The sequence below is a fragment of the Burkholderia sp. RF2-non_BP3 genome (genome assembly GCF_001522185.1).
In the GTDB taxonomy this organism is placed as follows: domain Bacteria; phylum Pseudomonadota; class Gammaproteobacteria; order Burkholderiales; family Burkholderiaceae; genus Burkholderia; species Burkholderia diffusa.
In genome coordinates this window covers 485,054-503,146 of sequence record NZ_LOSU01000028.1, presented here as the reverse complement: position 1 = coordinate 503,146, position 18,093 = coordinate 485,054, and the positions used below count along the sequence as shown (strand labels likewise).

General features: G+C 68.6%; 16 protein-coding genes. 8 read left to right on the top strand and 8 right to left on the bottom strand.

The features are described from left to right. Positions 1-93 precede the first annotated feature (93 nt). Genes WS45_RS12715 through WS45_RS34940 form a run of 4 tightly spaced genes read right to left on the bottom strand, consistent with a single transcriptional unit; the run spans position 94 to position 4,249 of the window. The gene (locus WS45_RS12715) at positions 94-2,016 is read right to left on the bottom strand and encodes a dipeptide ABC transporter ATP-binding protein (protein ID WP_059689917.1); all 1,923 of its coding nucleotides are present in this window, start codon (positions 2,014-2,016) and stop codon (positions 94-96) included. A gap of 27 nt (positions 2,017-2,043) precedes the next feature. Beyond that, the gene (locus tag WS45_RS12710) at positions 2,044-3,030 is read right to left on the bottom strand and encodes an isoaspartyl peptidase/L-asparaginase family protein (RefSeq protein WP_059700145.1); all 987 of its coding nucleotides are present in this window, start codon (positions 3,028-3,030) and stop codon (positions 2,044-2,046) included. Beyond that, positions 3,027-3,983: a MurR/RpiR family transcriptional regulator gene (locus WS45_RS12705; protein ID WP_059700142.1), complete on the bottom strand. Its 957-nt coding sequence runs from the start codon at positions 3,981-3,983 to the stop codon at positions 3,027-3,029. Before WS45_RS12705 ends, WS45_RS12710 begins: the two co-directional genes overlap by 4 nt. Next, positions 3,980-4,249 carry a hypothetical protein gene (locus WS45_RS34940; RefSeq protein ID WP_156437135.1) on the bottom strand — a complete coding sequence of 90 codons (270 nt, stop codon included), beginning with the start codon at positions 4,247-4,249 and terminating at the stop codon, positions 3,980-3,982. Before WS45_RS34940 ends, WS45_RS12705 begins: the two co-directional genes overlap by 4 nt. 185 nt (positions 4,250-4,434) lie before the next feature. On the opposite strand from WS45_RS34940, the gene WS45_RS12700 reads away from it, so the two are divergent. The 5 genes from WS45_RS12700 (at position 4,435) to WS45_RS12680 (ending at position 12,138) form a co-directional block, all read left to right on the top strand. Beyond that, positions 4,435-5,706, top strand: coding sequence for an MFS transporter (locus WS45_RS12700; protein ID WP_059525059.1), 1,272 nt, complete (start codon positions 4,435-4,437; stop codon positions 5,704-5,706). Between the two features lie 27 nt (positions 5,707-5,733). Continuing rightward, positions 5,734-8,154: a glycoside hydrolase family 31 protein gene (locus tag WS45_RS12695; protein ID WP_059700140.1), complete on the top strand. Its 2,421-nt coding sequence runs from the start codon at positions 5,734-5,736 to the stop codon at positions 8,152-8,154. A gap of 121 nt (positions 8,155-8,275) precedes the next feature. Continuing rightward, positions 8,276-9,463, top strand: coding sequence for a porin (locus WS45_RS12690; protein WP_059700138.1), 1,188 nt, complete (start codon positions 8,276-8,278; stop codon positions 9,461-9,463). 283 nt (positions 9,464-9,746) lie between these two features. Beyond that, positions 9,747-11,768, top strand: a complete 2,022-nt coding sequence (locus WS45_RS12685; RefSeq protein WP_059700136.1) for a BCCT family transporter — start codon at positions 9,747-9,749, stop codon at positions 11,766-11,768. Between the two features lie 58 nt (positions 11,769-11,826). Further along, the gene (locus WS45_RS12680) at positions 11,827-12,138 is read left to right on the top strand and encodes a hypothetical protein (protein ID WP_059700134.1); all 312 of its coding nucleotides are present in this window, start codon (positions 11,827-11,829) and stop codon (positions 12,136-12,138) included. A gap of 90 nt (positions 12,139-12,228) precedes the next feature. Here the strand turns inward: WS45_RS12680 and WS45_RS12675 are convergent, their stop codons facing one another. Then, the gene (locus tag WS45_RS12675) at positions 12,229-13,077 is read right to left on the bottom strand and encodes a class I SAM-dependent methyltransferase (protein ID WP_059700132.1); all 849 of its coding nucleotides are present in this window, start codon (positions 13,075-13,077) and stop codon (positions 12,229-12,231) included. A gap of 182 nt (positions 13,078-13,259) precedes the next feature. Between WS45_RS12675 and WS45_RS12670 the strand changes: the two genes are divergently transcribed. From WS45_RS12670 to WS45_RS12660, 3 genes are all read left to right on the top strand, one after another. Further along, a complete protein-coding gene (locus WS45_RS12670) occupies positions 13,260-14,723 on the top strand; it encodes a metallophosphoesterase family protein (RefSeq protein ID WP_059700130.1) in 1,464 nt (487 codons plus the stop codon). A gap of 170 nt (positions 14,724-14,893) precedes the next feature. Beyond that, complete coding sequence (locus WS45_RS12665; protein ID WP_059700582.1) at positions 14,894-16,222, top strand: cytochrome-c peroxidase; 1,329 nt, start codon at positions 14,894-14,896, stop codon at positions 16,220-16,222. A 98-nt stretch (positions 16,223-16,320) separates the two neighbouring features. Beyond that, positions 16,321-16,596 (top strand): hypothetical protein, encoded by a 276-nt coding sequence (locus tag WS45_RS12660; protein WP_059525043.1) that lies wholly within the window; start codon positions 16,321-16,323, stop codon positions 16,594-16,596. A 195-nt stretch (positions 16,597-16,791) separates the two neighbouring features. Here WS45_RS12660 and WS45_RS12655 read toward each other — a convergent pair whose 3' ends face one another. The 3 genes from WS45_RS12655 to WS45_RS12645 are packed head-to-tail and all read right to left on the bottom strand — an operon-like array spanning position 16,792 to position 17,990. Beyond that, positions 16,792-17,214: a DUF6691 family protein gene (locus WS45_RS12655; RefSeq protein WP_059700128.1), complete on the bottom strand. Its 423-nt coding sequence runs from the start codon at positions 17,212-17,214 to the stop codon at positions 16,792-16,794. Position 17,215: 1 nt separating this feature from the next. Then, a complete protein-coding gene (locus WS45_RS12650; protein WP_059700126.1) occupies positions 17,216-17,650 on the bottom strand; it encodes a YeeE/YedE family protein in 435 nt (144 codons plus the stop codon). After that, positions 17,640-17,990, bottom strand: coding sequence for an ArsR/SmtB family transcription factor (locus WS45_RS12645; protein WP_059525037.1), 351 nt, complete (start codon positions 17,988-17,990; stop codon positions 17,640-17,642). The genes WS45_RS12650 and WS45_RS12645 overlap by 11 nt, the downstream gene beginning before the upstream one ends. Between the last annotated feature and the right edge of the window lie 103 nt (positions 17,991-18,093).

The window sequence follows — 18,093 nt, the reverse complement described above, 5'->3', positions numbered from 1 at the left end:
GTGGAAATCGCGGCGTGACTGCATCCGCTCGGGAAAATGGCGCCGTTGTCTGGCGCGTGCGCAGCTGCGGTCCATATGCGACTCGCCGTGCAATCAATACGCGCCGCCGACGCGATGCGTCGCGACGTAATGATCGGGGCCGACCGCGACGAGCGGCGCGACGAGCGGCTCGTCGCCGACCGCGCGGATCGGGCTCGGAATCTCGTCCGCCGCGAGCTGGCGCAGCGCATGCCGGCGCGCGGGGTCGGCCACCGGCACCGCGCTCATCAGCTTCTTCGTGTACGGATGCTGCGGCGCCTCGAACACCGCGCGGCGCGGGCCGATCTCGACGATCTGGCCGAGATACATCACCGCGACGCGATGGCTGACGCGCTCGACGACGGCCATGTCGTGCGAGATGAACAGATACGCGACGCCGAGCTCGCGCTGCAGGTCGAGCATCAGGTTCACGATCTGCGCCTGCACGGACACGTCGAGCGCCGACACCGATTCATCGGCGATCACGACCTTCGGATTCAGCGCGAGCGCGCGCGCGATGGCGATCCGCTGACGCTGGCCGCCCGAGAATTCGTGCGGATAGCGGCGCGCGGCATCCGGCGGCAGGCCGACCTTGTCGAGCAGCCAGTCGACGCGCGCCTGCGCTTCGCGGCCGCTCGCGACGCCGTGCACGAGCAGCGGCTCCATGATCGAGAAACCGACCGTCAGGCGCGGGTTCAGCGACGCGAACGGATCCTGGAAAATGAACTGGATGTTTCGGCGCAGCGCCTGCAGGTCATGGCCCTTCATCGCGCTGATGTCGCGGCCGTCGAATTCGATCGAGCCGCTCTGCGATTCGACGAGGCGCAGCAGCGAGCGGCCGGTGGTCGACTTGCCGCAGCCGGATTCGCCGACGAGCGCGAGCGTCTCGCCGGCGCGCAGCTCGAAGCTCACGCGCTCGACCGCGTGCACGTATTGCGACACGCGGCCGAACACGCCGCTCTTCACCGGAAACCGCGTGACGAGATCACGCACGCGCAGGATCGGCGGCGCGGCCGGATCGACGCGCGGCTGCCCGGCGGCGGAGGCCGCGGCCGCGTTGCCCGCATCGTTCGCGGCCGGCGCCGGCGCGGCCGCGCTCGCGCCGTCCACCTTCAACAGCGGGAATTTTTCGGGGTTATCGGTGCCGTGCATCGAGCCGAGCCGCGGCACGGCCGCGAGCAGCGCACGCGTGTAGCGATGCGCGGGCGTCGCGAAAATGCGTTCGGACTCGCCCTCCTCGACCTTCTCGCCGCGATACATCACGAGCACGCGATCGGCCACTTCGGCGACCACGCCCATGTCGTGCGTGATGAAGATCACGCCCATGTTCATTTCGTCCTGCAGGCCGCGGATCAGCTGCAGGATCTGCGCCTGGATCGTCACGTCGAGCGCGGTCGTCGGTTCGTCGGCGATCAGGAGCGCCGGCCGGCACGACAGCGCCATTGCGATCATCACGCGCTGCCGCATCCCGCCGGACAATTGATGCGGATAGCGCGCGAACACGCGGCGCGCCTCCGGAATGCGCACGAGATCGAGCAGCCGCAACGCTTCCGCGCGGGCTTCGGTCGCGCTCTTCGACTGGTGCAGCGCGATCGCCTCGCTGATCTGGTCGCCGACCGTAAACACCGGGTTCAGCGACGTCATCGGTTCCTGGAAGATCATCGCGATGTCCGCGCCGCGGATTCCGCGCATCGTCGCCGCGCTCGCCTGCGCGAGGTCGACGAGCGCGCCGCCGCGACGCCGCAACACGATCCGGCCGCTCGTGATCTCGCCGCCGCCATGCTCGACGAGCCGCATCAGCGCAAGCGACGTGACCGACTTGCCGGAGCCCGACTCGCCGACGATCGCGAGCGTCTCGCCGCGATCGACGTGAAACGACACGTTGCGCACCGCATCGAACGTCGCGTTTTCGCGGCGGAACATGACCGACAGGTCGTCGACGGCGACGACGCGCTGCTCCGGCAGCACCAGCGCGGACGGGGTTCGGCTCGAAGTCATGCGGAGGTCTCCTCGTGCGGTCCGGAATCAGGCCGCATCGTCGCGATAGATGCCGACCACGGGCGTCTCGCCGACGCGTGCGTAGCCGCGATACATCCCTTCCGTGTTGAACGGCATCGCGACGTTGCCGTGCGCGTCGACCGCGACGATCCCGCCGCGCCCGGCCAGGCGCGACAGCTTGTTCATCACGGCGTCGTGCGCGGCATCGGCGAGCGATGCGCCGCGATAGGCCATCTGCGCGGCCACGTCATGCGCGGTCGCGAGCCGGATGAACATCTCGCCGGTGCCCGTCGCGGATACCGCGCAGGTCGCGTCGTCCGCGTAGCAGCCGGCGCCGATGATCGGCGAATCGCCGACGCGGCCGGGCTGCTTGTTCGTGATGCCGCCGGTCGACGTCGCCGCCGCGATATGGCCGTGCACGTCGCACGCGACCGCGCCGACCGTGCCGTGCTTGCGGTCGGGATCGAGCGGCTCGGCCGGCTGCCCGGCGCCGAAGGCGAAGGTCGCGGCATCGTGATCGAGCATCGTGCCGGCCGCCGCGCGCGCCTTGACCCACTGGGCATGACGCGCTTCCGTGTCGAAGTAGCCGGGCTCGGCGAGTTCGAGGCCCTGTGCGGCCGCGAACGCGTCGGCGCCCGCGCCTGCCAGCAGCACGTGCTCGCTCGCCTCCATCACGCGTCGTGCGGCGAGCACCGGATTGCGCACGCGGGTCGCGCAGCAGATCGCGCCGGCCGCGAGCGTCGTGCCGTCCATGACCGCCGCGTCGAGTTCGTGCTTGCCTTCGGCCGTATAGACGGCGCCGCGCCCCGCATTGAACAGCGGACAGTCCTCGAGCAGCCGCACCGCGACGGTCACGGCGTCGAGCGCGCTGCCGCCATCGGCGAGCACGTGTTGCGCGGCCTGCAGGATCGCGGTGAGTTCGGCGCGGTATTGGCGTTCGGTGTCGGTGTCCATCGCATCGCGCAGGATCGTGCCTGCACCGCCGTGAATCGCGACGATCGCGGGTGAAGTCATGATTTTTTCGGACCGGAGGAAGAAGGGTTGGCGGCCGGCAGCGCCGCTTGCGGGTGGATCAGCCACGGCAACAGGAATTCGGTCATTTCGGCGGCGGACTTCGCGGAGCGGTGCGTGCGCAGCGCGACTGCGTCGATCAGCGCCTCGATCATCGTCAGCACGGCCGCTTCCGACGTGGCCGCGAAACGCCGTTCGGCCTTGACGTACAGATTCAGCGACGCGATCGGCGCAAGCGGCGAGCCGGGCCCGTCGGAGATGCCGAGCACGCGCGCGCCGCGCGCGGCCGCGCGGCGGGCCAGTTCGATCGTGTCCTTGACGTAGCGCGGAAACGCGAGCGCGATCACGAGATCGCGCGAGTCGGCCGTGTACAGGCGCCGCGCCGCATGCGACGGGCCGCCGAGCAGCGCGAGCGACTGCACGTTGTCGTGACACACCGACAATCCGTGTTCCATCAGCCCGGCCAGAAAGGCGCTCGAACCGGCGCCGAGAATCAGCACGCGCCGCGCGCCGACGATCGCCTCGACGGCCGCCTCGACGTCGGCCGCATCCAGTTGCGCACGCGTGTTCTCGATGTTCGCGACGGCCTGGTCGAACACCGCGTCGATCCACGCGGCGCCGCGCACGCCCTGCTCGTGCTCCTGTTCCTGCTCCTGCGCGGAACGCAGCCGCTCGACCGGGCCGAGCGTGGCCTCGAAGCCGCGCACGAGCGCCGCGCGCATCGCCGGATAGCCGTCGAAGCCGAGCGCCTTCGCGAAGCGGTTCGCGGTGGCGATCGACGCATTCACGGCCTGCGCCAGCTCGTCGATCCGCATCGTCGCCGCGCGAAACGGATTCGCGAGCACGAATTCGCCCATCCGGCGGTGGATCGGCGTCATTCGCGGCATGGCCGAGGCGATGCGCTCCGCGATCGCGGATTCGTCGTGACTGGCATCGTGCGGAACGAGAGGCGTCATGCGAATGGTTTTGCAAGGTGGATGAAAATCAATTTACACAATCTGCCGGCAGGAAAAAAATAAATTTTCATCAGGGTTGTCACGCCCCCTGCCGGGCCCGCCTGATGCAGTCGGTCGAGCGACGGCCGCTCGGCCTCGCCGAGCAGACATCCGGCGCCACTCGTCGCGCAATGCACCGGGGGCTCCTGTCCGCGGACATATCGGGAATACCCCGAGGATGTTCGTTCGAATGCAGATTCACGTTGACCGGATTCGAATTCGAACATAGGATGCTCGAAAATGATCAGTCGTCCGATAACATTGACCTTCAACAGCAGCGAAATGTTCGATTGAACGCGGTGATTCCGATAAAAATCAGGTGAATCGGTCGCCCATCAAGATCGGACATCGTACAAACATGACCCGCAAAAGACGCCCCCGCCGGGCGACTTGCATGGCTCAGGAGACAGCAGTGAAAACAGTCAAGGCGTTGCGCTGGTGGATCATCGTGCTGGTATGTCTCGGCACGATCCTCAACTACCTCGCACGAAATTCCCTCGCGGTGCTCGCACCGGAACTGAAGCAGGTGTTCGCGATCTCGACGCAGCAGTATTCGTATATCGTCGGGGCGTTCCAGATCGGCTACACGATCATGCAGCCGGTATGCGGGTTCATCGTCGACCTGATCGGCCTGCGGCTCGGCTTCGCGCTGTTCGCGATGCTGTGGTCGGTGGTCGGCGTCGCGCACGGCTTCGCGTCGGGCTGGCTGTCGCTCGGCATCCTGCGCGGCTTGCTCGGGCTGTTCGAGGCCGCCGCGATCCCGTCGGGGATGAAGGCCGTCGCCGAATGGTTTCCCGATCGCGAGAAATCCGTCGCGGTCGGCTACTTCAACGCGGGCACGTCGCTCGGCGCCGCGATCGCGCCGCCGCTCGTCGTGTTCCTGTCGATGCGGTTCGGCTGGCAATCCGCGTTCATGGTCACCGGCGCGCTCGGCTTCGTGTGGGCCGCGCTCTGGTACACGCAGTACCGGTCGCCGTCCGATCATCCGCGCATCACGTCGCAGGAGCGCACGCTGATCCGCGACGGTCAGGCCACGATGCCGGCCGCGTCGAAGCGCCGGATTCGCGACGTCGTCACCGCGCGGCGCTTCTGGGCGATCGCGCTGCCGCGCTTCTTCGCGGAACCCGCATGGCAGACCTTCAGCTTCTGGATTCCGCTGTACCTCGCCACCGAACGCCACATGCCGCTCACGCAGATCGCCGTGTTCGCGTGGATGCCGTTTCTCGCGGCCGACGCCGGCGGCATCGCGGGCGGCTACCTGTCGCCCTACCTCGCGAACCGGTTCAAACTGCCGCTCGTGTGGTCGCGTGTCGCCGGCGTCGCACTCGGCGCGGTGCTGATGCTGGGGCCGGCGATGATCGGGCTCGTGTCGTCGCCGTACACGGCCATCGGCCTGTTCTGCGTCGGCGGCTTCGCGCACCAGATGATCTCCGCGCTCGTCAACACGCTGTCGGCCGACGTGTTCGATCCCGAGGAAGTCGGCACCGCCAGCGGCTTCGCGGGCATGGCCGCGTGGATCGGCGGCCTCGGCTTCTCGCTGCTGGTCGGCGCGCTCGCCGACAAGATCGGCTACGCACCGCTGTTCGCGTGCCTCGGCCTGTTCGACATCATCGGCGTGACGCTGCTCGCGGTGCTGATCCGCGGGCAGTCGAAGCAGGAACGCCTGCTCGCGCAGCACGCCTGACCTCCGTCTTCACCAGGAATCGCCTTCATGACTTCGCTTCTTCATCCGCCCGTGTTCCGCGTCGCCGACCGGCAGGCGAACCGTGTGCTGCTCGCGTCCGACGCGGGCGCGACCCTCGAGATCTTCGTGCTCGAGGATGACATCGTGCGCGTGCGCGTGCTGCCCGACGCGACGGCGCGCACCCCGCGCACCTGGACGATCGCACCGGGCCTCGACGACGTGCCGCTCGACGGGCGCGACCGCCTCGACCTGAGCGGCTTCGCGCTGCCGGCCTACGACTTCGTCGAAGACGACGGCGGCGTGCGCATCGAAACCGCGCAGATCCGCCTCGACGTGAAACTGCAGGGCGGCCATTGCACGTGGTCGATGCGCGGCGCGGACGACGCGTGGCGCGTCGTGCTCGCCGACCGCGCGACGCAGGCGTACAACTTCGGCTGGTGGGACGATCGCGCCTATCACTACGTCGCCCGCGAGCGCGGCGACAAGGTGTTCGGTCTCGGCGAGCGCGCGGGCGACCTCGACCGCACCGGCGCGCGCTTCGAGATGCGCAACATCGACGCGATGGGTTACAGCGCGAAGCACACGGACCCGCTCTACAAGCACATTCCGTTCTACGTCACGTGGTCGCCCGGCGCGTGCCAGGGCTTCGGGCTGTTCTACGACACGCTGTCGGATTGCGCGTTCGACATGGGCCGCGAACTCGACAACTACCACGGGCTCTACCGCTACTTCGTCGCCGAGCACGGCGATCTCGACTACTACTTCATCGCGTCGCCCGACACGCCGCTCGCGGCCGCCCGGCGCTTCACGTGGCTCACCGGACGCCCGGCGCGCACGCCGAAATGGGGGCTCGGCTATTCAGGCTCGACGATGAGCTACACCGACGCGCCGGACGCGCAGCGGCAGATGAACCAGTTCGTCGAGCAGTGCGAATCACACGACATCCTGTGCGACTCGTTCCACCTGTCGTCGGGCTATACGTCGATCGGCGCGAAGCGCTACGTGTTCAACTGGAACCGCGAGAAATTTCCCGACGCGAAGGGTTTCGTGAAGCACTACCGCGACCACGGCATCCGCCTGTGCGCGAACATCAAGCCGTGCCTGCTGCGCGACCACCCGGCGTTCGACGACGCCGCGCGGCGCGGGCTGCTGATCCGCTCGGCATCCGGCGAACCGGCATGGGTGCAGTTCTGGGACGAGGTCGGCGCGTATCTCGACTTCACGCAACCGGACGCGTACCGCTGGTGGCGCGAGCAGGTCACGTCGGCGCTGCTCGACTACGGAATCGAGTCGACGTGGAACGACAACAACGAATACGAGATCTGGTCGCCCGACGCGATCGCGCACGGCTTCGGCCAGCCGTTTCCCGCGCGCGAGGCGAAGGTGCTGCAGACGATGCTGATGATGCGCGCGTCGCGCGAAGCCCAGCGCGCGCATGCGCCGGCGCAGCGGCCGTTCCTCGTGTCGCGCTCCGGCGGCGCCGGCATGCAGCGTTACGTGCAGACCTGGTCCGGCGACAACTACACGTCGTGGGAAACGCTGCGCTACAACCTCAAGATGGGCCTCGGGCTCGCGTTGTCGGGCGTGTCGAACATCGGTCACGACATCGGCGGCTTCTCCGGCCCCGCGCCGTCGCCCGAGCTGCTGCTGCGCTGGGTGCAGTTCGGCATCTTCATGCCGCGCTTCAGCATCCATTCGTGGAACGACGACGGCACCGTCAACGAACCGTGGATGTATCCGGAGATCACCACGCGGATCGCGTCGCTGATCAAGCAGCGCTACCGGCTGCTGCCTTACCTCTATCACCTGCTGTGGCTGTCGACCACGCGCTACGAGCCCGTGCTGCGGCCGACCTTCGGCGATTTCCCCGGCGACCCGCGCTGCTACGACGAATGCGACGACATGATGCTCGGCGACGCGCTGCTGGTCGCGCCGGTCGTCGAGCCGGGCCGCACGGAGCGCGCGGTCTACCTGCCGTCCGGTGCGCGCTGGGTGTGCTGCGCGAGCGCGCAGTCGTTCGACGGCGGCGCGAACGTGACGCTGCCCGCGCCGCTCGACACGCCGGTGATGTTGTTGCGCGAAGGCCGCGTGTTGCCGCTGAACGTCGCCGAGCAACGGTTCGGCGCACGCGCGGACACGCGCGGCTTCCTCGTCGCGCCGCGCATCGAGGACGGCGTTGCGTACGGCGAATGCGTCGAGGACGACGGCGAAACGGAAGCGTGGCGCGACGGCGAATACGGTCTGTGGCGCATCGAGACCGGACGCACGGCGTCGGGCGAACTCGGCGTGTCGGTCCGCTGGGATGGCCGCATGAACCGCCCCGCCGAGCGCGTGGAGATCCTGCTGCCGGCATCGCTGCAAGGCGCGCTTGCCGTGCGCGGTGCGCGCGTCGAACACGATGCGCGGGACGGCGCGTGGCGTCGCGTCGTCGTGGCACTCGACGACTGACCGCGCAAGCGCGGGAAAACGCCGAACCCTCGGATCGGGCGGGCCGCGCACACGGCCCGCCCTCCACCAAAGAGGAGGCCGAGCAGCCTCCCGCCCTCTTGAAGAGACTTGGAGATCGTCAATGAAAGCATCGCATCACTACTCTGCAATCCTGATTTTATCGGCCGCGTCGCTCGGCGCTTCCGCCGCCCATGCGCAGAGCAGCGTGACGCTGTACGGCGTGGTCGACGATTCGCTCGCGTACGTGAACAACCAGCAAGGCCACTCGAACGTGTACATGCGCGACGGCAACCTGTATGCGTCGAAGTTCGGGCTGCGCGGCGACGAGGATCTCGGCGGCGGCACGCACGCGATCTTCGACCTGCAATCCGGCTTCAACCTGAACACCGGTGCGCAGGCCGCCGCCGGCACGATCTTCAACCGCCAGGCCTTCGTCGGGCTGCGCAACGATCATTACGGCACGATGACGGCCGGCCGCCAGTACACGCCGTACTTCCTGCTGGTCGGCCCATACGCGGCGAGCAGCTGGCTGACCGGCGCGACGGGCGCGCATCCGGGCGACATCGACGGGCTCGACACGACGATCCGCGTCAACAACTCCGTCACCTATACGTCTCCGACCTTGTCCGGGCTGACCGCGAGCGCGATGTATGCGTTCGGCGGCATCGCCGGCGCGACCGGCAAGGGCAACACGTTCAGCGCCGCGCTGCGCTATGCGAACGGGCCGGTCGGGATCGCGGCCGGTTACCTGCGCATCAACAGCTCGGGTTCGACGGCGGGCTTCCTGAATCCGGCGACCGCCGCGTCGGGCAGCTTCGCGGTGTCCGTGCTGAACCAGGGCTACCTGACCGCGAAGGCCGTCGAGCAGGTCGCGGCGGCCGGCAACTACACGCTCGGCAACCTGACGATGGGCCTCAACTACTCGAACGTGAAGTATCTGCCCGGCAACGGCTCCGCGTTCACGGACACGGCCGTGTTCAACACCTACGGCGCGCTCGCCGCGTATCGCTTCACGCCGACGTTCTCGGTGGCCGGCGCGTTCGCGTACACGCTCGCGTCGAAGGCGAACGGCGTGTCGGACGCGGCCCGTTACCAGCAGTATTCGCTGAAGGAGTCGTACAGCCTGTCGAAGCGCACGACGCTGTATGCGCTGCAGGCGTATACGCATTCGAGCGGACGGACGCTCGGCGCGCTGGGCGCCGGCCATGTCGTCGACGCGGCGCCGATCGTCGGCGATTCGCAGCAGCTCACGCCGTCGACGACGCACGGCCAGTTCGTCGGCATGGCCGGGATCGCCGTGACGTTCTGAACCCGTACGGCCGCGCCTCCGTTGCTTGCGCCCCGGACGATCCGGCATCGTCCGGGGCGCCGGTTTGACGTTCGTGATCCACCTATTTCGCACGCAACGCGCGGCGTGCGGGTTTTCGCGATCGCCCCGATACCTTACAATTCGTCAGGTTTTCCCTGCTGCATATCCCTTCTTGCAGTCCTGACACCGCGGTACACTCGACGCACGCCGTATCAGGGTCCGACGCGCGACACGCGCGCCGGGCGGCGTCGCGCCTCGTTGCGCCCACAACTGGATGCCAGCCATGCCAGATTCCCGTTCCTCGCCCCGCACGACATTCAAGCCGCAGGTCGTGCTGCCCGCGCTCGCGGTCATCGGTGCACTGCTCGTCGTGTGCGCGCTGCGCCCGACCGAAGCAGGCGCGCTCTTCTCCTCCGGCCAGCAATGGGTCGTCGCGCGCTTCGACTGGTTCTACGTGCTCGCCGTCACCACGTTCCTCGTGTTTCTCGTGCTGATCGCGGCGAGCGACTTCGGCAACATCCGGCTCGGCCCCGACGACGCCGAGCCCGAATTCAGCTTCCTGTCGTGGACGGCCATGCTGTTCGCTGCGGGCATGGGCATCGGCCTCATGTACTTCGGCGTCGGCGAGCCGATGCAGCACTTCCTGAAGCCGCCGACCGTGGACCCCGGCACGCCGGCCGCCGCGCGCGAAGCGATGCTGATGACCTTCTTCCACTGGGGCTTCCATGCGTGGGCGATCTACGGGCTGATGGGGCTCGTGCTCGCATACTTCGGATTCCGCTACAACCTGCCGCTGACGCTGCGCTCCGGGCTGTATCCGGTGCTGCGCGAGCGCGTGAACGGCTGGATCGGCCACACGGTCGACGCGTTCGCGCTGGTCGGCACGGTCGCGGGCATCGCGACGACGCTCGGCTACGGTGTGATGCAGTTGAGCGCGGGCCTGCATACGGTCGCCGGCTGGGATACGAGCGGCAACGCGTTCCGCATCGGGCTCGTCGTGATCGTCGTGATCCTGGCCGGCGCATCGGCCGCGAGCGGTCTCGACAAGGGCGTGCGGCGGCTGTCCGAGCTGAACCTGCTGCTGGCGTTCCTGTTGCTCGCGTTCGTGGTCGTCGCGGGCCCGACGTCGTTCCTGCTGCGCGCGCTCGGCGACAACATCGGCCAGTACCTGTCGAATCTCGTCGACCTGTCGTTCCGCACCTATGCGTACGCGCCGCCGCGCGAGGAAGGCTGGTTCGGCGGCTGGACGATCCTCTACTGGGCATGGTGGGTGTCGTGGTCGCCGTTCGTCGGCATGTTCATCGCGCGCATCTCGCGCGGCCGTACGATCCGCCAGTTCGTGATCGGCGTGTTGCTCGTGCCGACCGCATTCAACCTCGTGTGGATGACCGTGTTCGGCAACAGCGCGATCTGGCTCGACACGCACGGCGCGGCCGGCGCGCTCGCGCAGACGGCCGGCAGTGTCGATGCGTTGCTGTTCCGTTTCTTCGATTTCTTGCCGCTTCCGCAGTTGCTGTCGATCGTCGCGATCGTGCTGATCGCGGTGTTCTTCGTCACGTCCGCCGATTCCGGCGCATTCGTGATCGACCAGATCGCGACGCGCGGCGCCGCGCATTCGCCGGTCTGGCAGCGGCTGTTCTGGGCTGCGCTGCTGGGCGTGACGGCGGCCGTGCTGCTGGTCGCGGGCGGGCTCGGCGCGCTGCAGGCGATGACGTTGATCGCCGCATTGCCGGTCGCCTTGATCATGCTCGCGCTGTGTTACGGGCTGTGGCGCGGGCTCGCGGCCGATCGTGCGCACTATTCGCAGGACGTCGCGCCCGCGACGAGCTTCTGGACCGGCCAGCACTGGCGCCATCGGCTGACGCATATCCTGCGGCAGACGACCGAGTCCGACGCGCGCCAGTTCGTCGCGGAAACCGTCGAGCCCGCGCTGCGCAAAGTCGCCGACGAACTGCGCTCGGGCGGCGTCGACGCACACGTGCAGCGCGACAGCGACGATGCGGTGCGGCTGACCGTGCCGACCGCGGAACACCGCGATTTCGTCTACGGCGCGCGCGTGACGGCGAAATCCGCGGCGGCCTTCCTGGTACGCGAAGCGGCCGAGCCGGAAGCGGAGCGTCCGCACGTGTACGGCATCGTCACGTTCTTCGAGGACGGCCGGCTCGGCTACGACGTCGAATATCTGCGCGGCGACGAACTGATCGCCGATGTCCTGCGTCAATACGAACGCTACGTCTCGCTCGCAGCCGACCAGCGTACGCATCTGCTGAGCCGCGCGCCGGGACACGCAACGGAGGCCGAATGAACCCGACCGCTGCGTTCCTGTCGTCGAGCCGACGCGCGGCGCCCGACGGGGCCGTGCCATGAGCGGCCTCCTGAACGATCGCACCGGCGACTTCATCGCGCTCGCGACGCTCGCGGTGCTTTACCTCGGCGGCGTCGGCCTCGCGCTTTGGCGAATCCGCACCGCCGCCGCGCGCGGCAAGGTTTACTGGATCGTCTGCATCGCGCTGCTCGCCGGCGGCGCGATCGCGATCACCGCCAACCTGTCGCCCATGCCGAACAGCGGCGAGATGCCGCCCGGTTTCGCACTCGGCGTCGAGGCGGTGCTGCTGGGGCTCGCGCTCGTGGCGGCAGGCTGCGCGTGGCTGATGTTGCGGGCGAGGCGCGACTGATACCCGCCTTTTGCACGGCGCGGCAGCCCTTTCACGCATGAACGGCAGCACACATGCCGAACAACGGGCTGCCGCCCTTTTCCTGATGCATCATGCGGACGGCGCCCGCGCGGTGACGAGCCAGCACGCCGCGTCGAAGCGCACGTCCGCGCCCTCCACGTAGCGCTCGAACGCAGCGCGAACCGTATCGATCACGCGCCGGCGCGTCGCGTCGTCCACCTGACGAAGCGCGAGCCCGACCGGTCCGAGTCGCGCGATGTAGTCGTCCAGCGCGGACGCCGGCAACGCGCACGCGATATCGATCGGTTCGATCGCGATGTCGGCCCAGCCGCTGTCCGACAAGACCGACGCGATCCGTTGCCGGTCGCCGAACGCGAATTGTCCCGGTGCCCCCGGCTGCCGCGCCGGCAGGGCCGGCAGTAATGGCGCCGCGACACGCTCGGCCGTCGTCATGAACGGATTGTCGGCGGCGCCGCGCCATGCGACGAATCGCAGTCGCGCGTTCGGGCGCGCCGCGTGCCGCAGGTTCGCGAAGGCCTGCACCGGATCGTCGAAGAACATCACGCCGAAGCGCGACACGATCAGGTCGAACTTTCCCGGCACGAACGCATGCGTCTGCGCATCGGCATGCACGAAGTCGGCGTCAACGCCCTCGCGTTCGGCGCGAGCCCGTGCGGCGGCAAGCATCTGCGCCGAAATATCCAGGCCCGTACAGCGCGCGTGCGCGCCAAGGCGCCGCGCGATCGCGAGCGTCACCGCGCCGGTGCCGCAGCCGACGTCGAGCACGCTGCTCGCGGACGCCGCCACCGCCCCATCCGCGAGCAATGCCTCGAACGGCTCGAACATCCGGTCGAGCGAGCGCTGCGCGTCGACCCATGCCAGCCCCGACGGGCCGTTCCACAGCGCAGACTGCGCTTCGTTTGTCCGGTTTCCTTCCATCGTCGATTCTCCTTTTGTCCGCATCGTTGACCGTGATCCGGACTATGCTGCTTCAAGCCGGCTTGAGGTCAAGCCCGTGAACGCGGCACGACTCGCGCGCCGTGTCGGCCGTCGTACCCCCGGCCTTCACATTTCTTACATTCGCGTTCCGTATCGTTGACGGCTTTCCTACGGTGCCTCCCATGCGACGACTCCTCTCCCGCGCGCTGTTCGTGCGCTGCGCTCCGCTTGTTGCCCTCGCGGCGCTGTCCGCGTGTTCGAATCACATCGATACGCCCGCCGACCCGGCCAGTGCCGCGATCAACGTTCAGGCGGCGTGGGTCGAGATCGGCGATGCGAACCAGGCGATCGCACGCGTGGTCACGAACTACAGCCCTGCGTCCGCGAGCGATCCGCTTTGTCCGCAGTTGTCCGTCGACGGCAAGCTGTCGCGCATGACGCTGCGCGCCGGCGCCGCGACCGTCGCGCAACGGCCGACGGCGAGCGCCCCGGCCGACTCGAAACCGTCGAGCTTCCCGGTGTCGGTCTGCGAAGCGACGCTGCCGGCCGATGCCCAGACGGCGAGCGTCGCGGGCCGCGCGCTGCCGCTGCCGAAGGCGCAGCCGCAGCGCATCGCGATCATCGCCGACACCGGCTGCCGGATGAAGAAGGCCGACAACGCATGGCAGGCGTGCAACGACGCGACGGTCTGGCCGTTCGACACGATCGCGGCGAGCGTCGCGAAGCTGTCGCCGGACCTCGTGCTGCACGTCGGCGACTATCACTACCGCGAAAACGCGTGCCCGCCCGACATCGCCGGCTGCAAGGACAGCCCGTGGGGCTACGGCTGGGATGCGTGGCAGGCCGATCTGTTCCGCCCGGCCGCGCCGCTGTTCGCGAAGGCGCCGTGGGTCGTCGTGCGCGGCAACCACGAGGAATGCGCGCGGGCCGGCCAGGGCTGGTACCGCTTCCTCGATCCGCACCCGTATTCGGCGGCCCGTTCGTGCGATGATCCGGCCAACGACGACGACGCGAACTACTCGGATCCCTACGCGGTGTCGCTCGGCGGCGGCACGCAAGTGATCGTGTTCGACACCGCGAAGGTCGGCCGCAATCCGCTGAAGACGACCGACGCGCAGTTCCGCATCTACCAGAAGCAGTTCCAGACGGTCGCGGCGCTCGCGTCGAAAGCCGGCATGTCGACGACGATCTTCACGAACCACCATCCGATCCTCGCATTCGCGCCGATCGCCGGCAGCACGCCCGCGCCGGGCAACCTCGCGCTGCAGTCGGTGATGGCGAGCCTGAACGCGCAGGCGTACTACCCGCCCGGCATCCACGTCGCGCTGCACGGGCACGTGCACGACTTCCAGGCGATCAACTTCTCGTCCGGGCATCCGGCGACGATCGTGTCCGGGAATGGCGGCGACAACCTCGACGTCGCGCTGCCCGATCCGTTCCCGGCCGGCCTGACGCCCGCGCCGGGCGCCGTGATCGAGCGGCTGTCGCACAACAACAGCTTCGGCTTCCTGATCATGGAGCGACGCGCGGCGCCGGCGACGGGCTGGGTGTTCCATGCATATTCGGCGGCAGGCAAGCTGCTCGCGTCGTGCGACCAGTCGGGCAACACGCTCGCATGCGACAAGACGGGGTTCATCGCGCAGTGAGTGATGCAGTTCGATCGAGTGACGATTTGATGGATTCGACGGGCCGCCGGCGACGGATGGCCGGCTCGCGGAGGCGGATGGTTTCGTCGGTGACCGCTGCCGAGCGTCGGGTTTCCGGTTCGGTTCCGGTCCCCGGCAGCGGATGGACGGTACGCGTACTTGCCGCCGCCCTGCTCGCCGGCACGGCGTTCGCGGCCCATGCCGCGCCGTCCGAGACGATGCTGCTCCCCGGCGCGCCGCCGTCGCGCGTCGTCGGCACGATCGGCAACGGCACGCCGCAGGTGACCGACAAGGTCGACGCGGCGGCCGCCCGTTTCGCGCCGGACCCGACGCTCGTCGCGCTGGGCCGCCGGATCTTCTTCGATCCGCGACTGTCCGAGCCGCGCGGCATGTCGTGCGCGGGCTGCCACGATCCGGGGCGCGCGTTCGCGCCGACATTGTCCGCCGCTTCGCTCGCGGGGCCGGGCGTGCCGGAAGGCAGCCGCCACGGGCGTTTCAGCCTGCGCAACGCGCCGTCGCTGCTCTACGTGCGCTACGTGCCGCGCCGCCACTTCTATCAGGACGACGACGCCCCCGCGCCGTCGCCGTTCGGCGGCCTCTTCAGCGACGGCCGCGCGGACACGCTCGCCGAACAGATCCGCGGGCCGCTGTTCGATCCGAACGAGATGAACAACCGATCGCCGGCCGCGCTGCTGCGCAAGGTCGACCGCACCGAACTGGCGGACGATCTCGCCGCGCGCTTCGGCGCATCGGTGCGGCGCGACCCCGAGCGACTGGTGCGCGCGCTGGGCTCGGCCGTCGAGGCCTATCTGCAGAGCGACGACATGGCGCCGTTCACGTCGCGCTTCGACGCGTATCTGCGCACGCGCAAGCCGCTCGCGCCGGCCGAGATGCGCGGTCTGACGCTGTTCCGCAATCCCGACAAGGGCAACTGCATGAGTTGCCATACGCTGTCGGAGACGTCGAGCCGGCCGGAGCGCTCGCTCTTCACCGATTTCGGCTACGACGCGATCGCGGTGCCGCGCAACCGCGCGCTGCCCGCGAACCGCGATCCGCGCCATTTCGACAACGGCCTGTGCGACACGGCCACACGGCTGCGCTGGCCCGAGCCGACGCAATGGTGCGGCTACCTGCGCACGCCGGGGCTGCGCAACGTCGCGGTCAAGCAGACGTTCATGCACAACGGCGTGTTCGCGACGCTGCGCGACGCGGTCGCGTTCTACAACACGCGCTCGACCGACCCCGGCCACTGGTATCACGGCGCCAGGACCTTCGACGACGTGCCGGCCGCGTATCGCGGCAACATCAACGTCAATTCGACGCCGATGAACCGCCGGCCGGGCACGCCGCCCGCGCTGACCGACGCGGAAATCGACGACATCGTCGCGTTCCTCGGCACGCTGACCGACGCGCGCTACGCGAACCTCGTCCCGCCCGCCGCGCCTGCCGCCCGGATGACCGGATCGCCGGCCGCCCGCCCACCTGCGCCGGTGCGCTGAACCCTGGCCGAACGGCCAGGCGCATGCGCGCCCGCTTGCGGCCGCCTCATATACTGGTTATATTTACAGTACTGTATTTATGAACAGCGAGGTGCGCGATGGAACATCTGGTCCGTATCGTCAACGACACCGATCGCCAAGTGCTGGCATGGCTGCGTGCGCAGGTCGGCGACGCCCGCGTCGAGCGCGCGGCGCGCCAGCTCGGGCATACACGCAAGCCCTTCCCGTCGGCGGTATGCCGGTATCTGGGCATGAGCGCGCCGGCCACGCTGCGCCGGGCCGAGCGGCCGCGTGCCGCACGCGACTTCTCGGTCGGCGATCGCTACCTGTCGCTGATCCGTCAGCATCTCGCCGCGCATGCGGTCAGCCGATGAAATCGCCGAAATCGTATCGTCGGCGCATCGCCGCGCGGCGGCCGTCCGGGGTGAACGCGGCGTGCCGGCCGGAAAATGGCGCGCGATCACATCGATCGTCACATCGCGCTGTACGCGCAGTTGCTCGCGAAACCGGTGCAGGCGGCAATCGAACGCGCCCGAGCCGACAACTTCGGCCGCAGCAACGTCACCCAGCTACCGCCCCGTCCGCGCGCGCTCGATCCACTCGAACAACGCCATCCCGATCAGCATCGCGACGACGAACGCGATGCCCTTGGCCGACCCGAGTCCGATCGACACGATCGCCGGCCCCGGGCAGAACCCGGCAAGCCCCCAGCCGATGCCGAACACGGTGCTCCCTGCGACGAGGCGCACGGTAATCGTCCGCACGGCCGGCCACTGGATCGGCAGGCCGAGCAACGACCGCGTCCGACGCTTCGCCCAGGCGAACGCGAACACGGCAACGCCGATCGCGCCGGCCATCACGAACGCGAGCGACGGGTCCCAGCGGCCTGCCAGGTCGAGAAAGCCGAGCACCTTCTGCGGGTTGACCATCCCCGACACGATGAGGCCGGCGCCGAACAGCAGCCCCGCAAGAAACGCGAATCCTGCCTGCATGTCAGCCTCCGATCACGTGACGTCGCACGAATACGGTCGCAAAACCCGCGACCATGAACACCGTCGTCGCGACGATCGATCGCGCCGCGCCGCGCGACAGCCCGCAGACGCCGTGACCGCTCGTGCATCCGCCCGCATAGCGCGTACCGATCCCGACCAGCAGGCCGGCCGCCAGCAACTCGCCCCAGCCCGCATCGACCTGCGGCGCCGCGGCGACGCCGGCGATACGCATCATCAGCGGCGCGGCAATCAGCCCGGCGACGAACGCGGCACGCCAGTCCCGCGCGGCGGCACCGGCCGTGAACAAGCCGCCGACGATGCCGCTGATCCCGGCGATCCGCCCGTTGAACGCAACGAGCCACGCGGCCGCCAGCCCGATCAGCACACCGCCTGCAAGCGACAGCCACGGCGTGAAATGAAGCACATCAAGCTGCATGGCGGGTCCCCTTTGCAGCCGTGCCGCAGAACTGTTCGTACAGCACGCCCATCACCGCGATCACGGCCGGGCTGTCGAGCGAATAGTGGATGTTCTTGCCTTCACGGCGCGTGCGGACCAGTGCGTTGTCCCGCAACACGCCGAGCTGCTGCGACAGCGTCGGCTGGCGGATGTCCAGCCGCGCCTCGAGATCGCTCACGCAGCGTTCGCCCTGCGACAGCTCGCAGAGCAGCAGCAACCGGTCGGGATTGGACAGCACCTTGAGCAGCGCGCATGCCGATTCGGCGGCGGCGCGCATCTGGTCGGGCTCGGGCAGCCCGGTGGAAGGGTCGGCGTTCATGAGGGGGACGATAAACGATTAAGGAATCTACATTATATATATTCATAGAATGTAGATTCCTGCTTTCGTTCGGTGCCATCGGAAGACGGCGCCATCGGCAATG

Bases quoted from the DNA above. Each gene is read 5' to 3' on its own strand.
- WS45_RS12670 (WP_059700130.1), top strand. From the start codon at position 13,260: ATGCGACGACTCCTCTCCCGCGCGCTGTTCGTGCGCTGCGCTCCGCTT.
- WS45_RS12650 (WP_059700126.1), bottom strand. From the start codon at position 17,650: ATGCAGCTTGATGTGCTTCATTTCACGCCGTGGCTGTCGCTTGCAGGC.
- WS45_RS12710 (WP_059700145.1), bottom strand. From the start codon at position 3,030: ATGACTTCACCCGCGATCGTCGCGATTCACGGCGGTGCAGGCACGATC.
- WS45_RS12695 (WP_059700140.1), top strand. From the start codon at position 5,734: ATGACTTCGCTTCTTCATCCGCCCGTGTTCCGCGTCGCCGACCGGCAG.
- WS45_RS12715 (WP_059689917.1), bottom strand. From the start codon at position 2,016: ATGACTTCGAGCCGAACCCCGTCCGCGCTGGTGCTGCCGGAGCAGCGC.
- WS45_RS12660 (WP_059525043.1), top strand. From the start codon at position 16,321: ATGGAACATCTGGTCCGTATCGTCAACGACACCGATCGCCAAGTGCTG.
- WS45_RS34940 (WP_156437135.1), bottom strand. From the start codon at position 4,249: ATGTTCGAATTCGAATCCGGTCAACGTGAATCTGCATTCGAACGAACA.
- WS45_RS12645 (WP_059525037.1), bottom strand. From the start codon at position 17,990: ATGAACGCCGACCCTTCCACCGGGCTGCCCGAGCCCGACCAGATGCGC.
- WS45_RS12705 (WP_059700142.1), bottom strand. From the start codon at position 3,983: ATGACGCCTCTCGTTCCGCACGATGCCAGTCACGACGAATCCGCGATC.
- WS45_RS12680 (WP_059700134.1), top strand. From the start codon at position 11,827: ATGAGCGGCCTCCTGAACGATCGCACCGGCGACTTCATCGCGCTCGCG.
- WS45_RS12690 (WP_059700138.1), top strand. From the start codon at position 8,276: ATGAAAGCATCGCATCACTACTCTGCAATCCTGATTTTATCGGCCGCG.
- WS45_RS12655 (WP_059700128.1), bottom strand. From the start codon at position 17,214: ATGCAGGCAGGATTCGCGTTTCTTGCGGGGCTGCTGTTCGGCGCCGGC.
- WS45_RS12685 (WP_059700136.1), top strand. From the start codon at position 9,747: ATGCCAGATTCCCGTTCCTCGCCCCGCACGACATTCAAGCCGCAGGTC.
- WS45_RS12675 (WP_059700132.1), bottom strand. From the start codon at position 13,077: ATGGAAGGAAACCGGACAAACGAAGCGCAGTCTGCGCTGTGGAACGGC.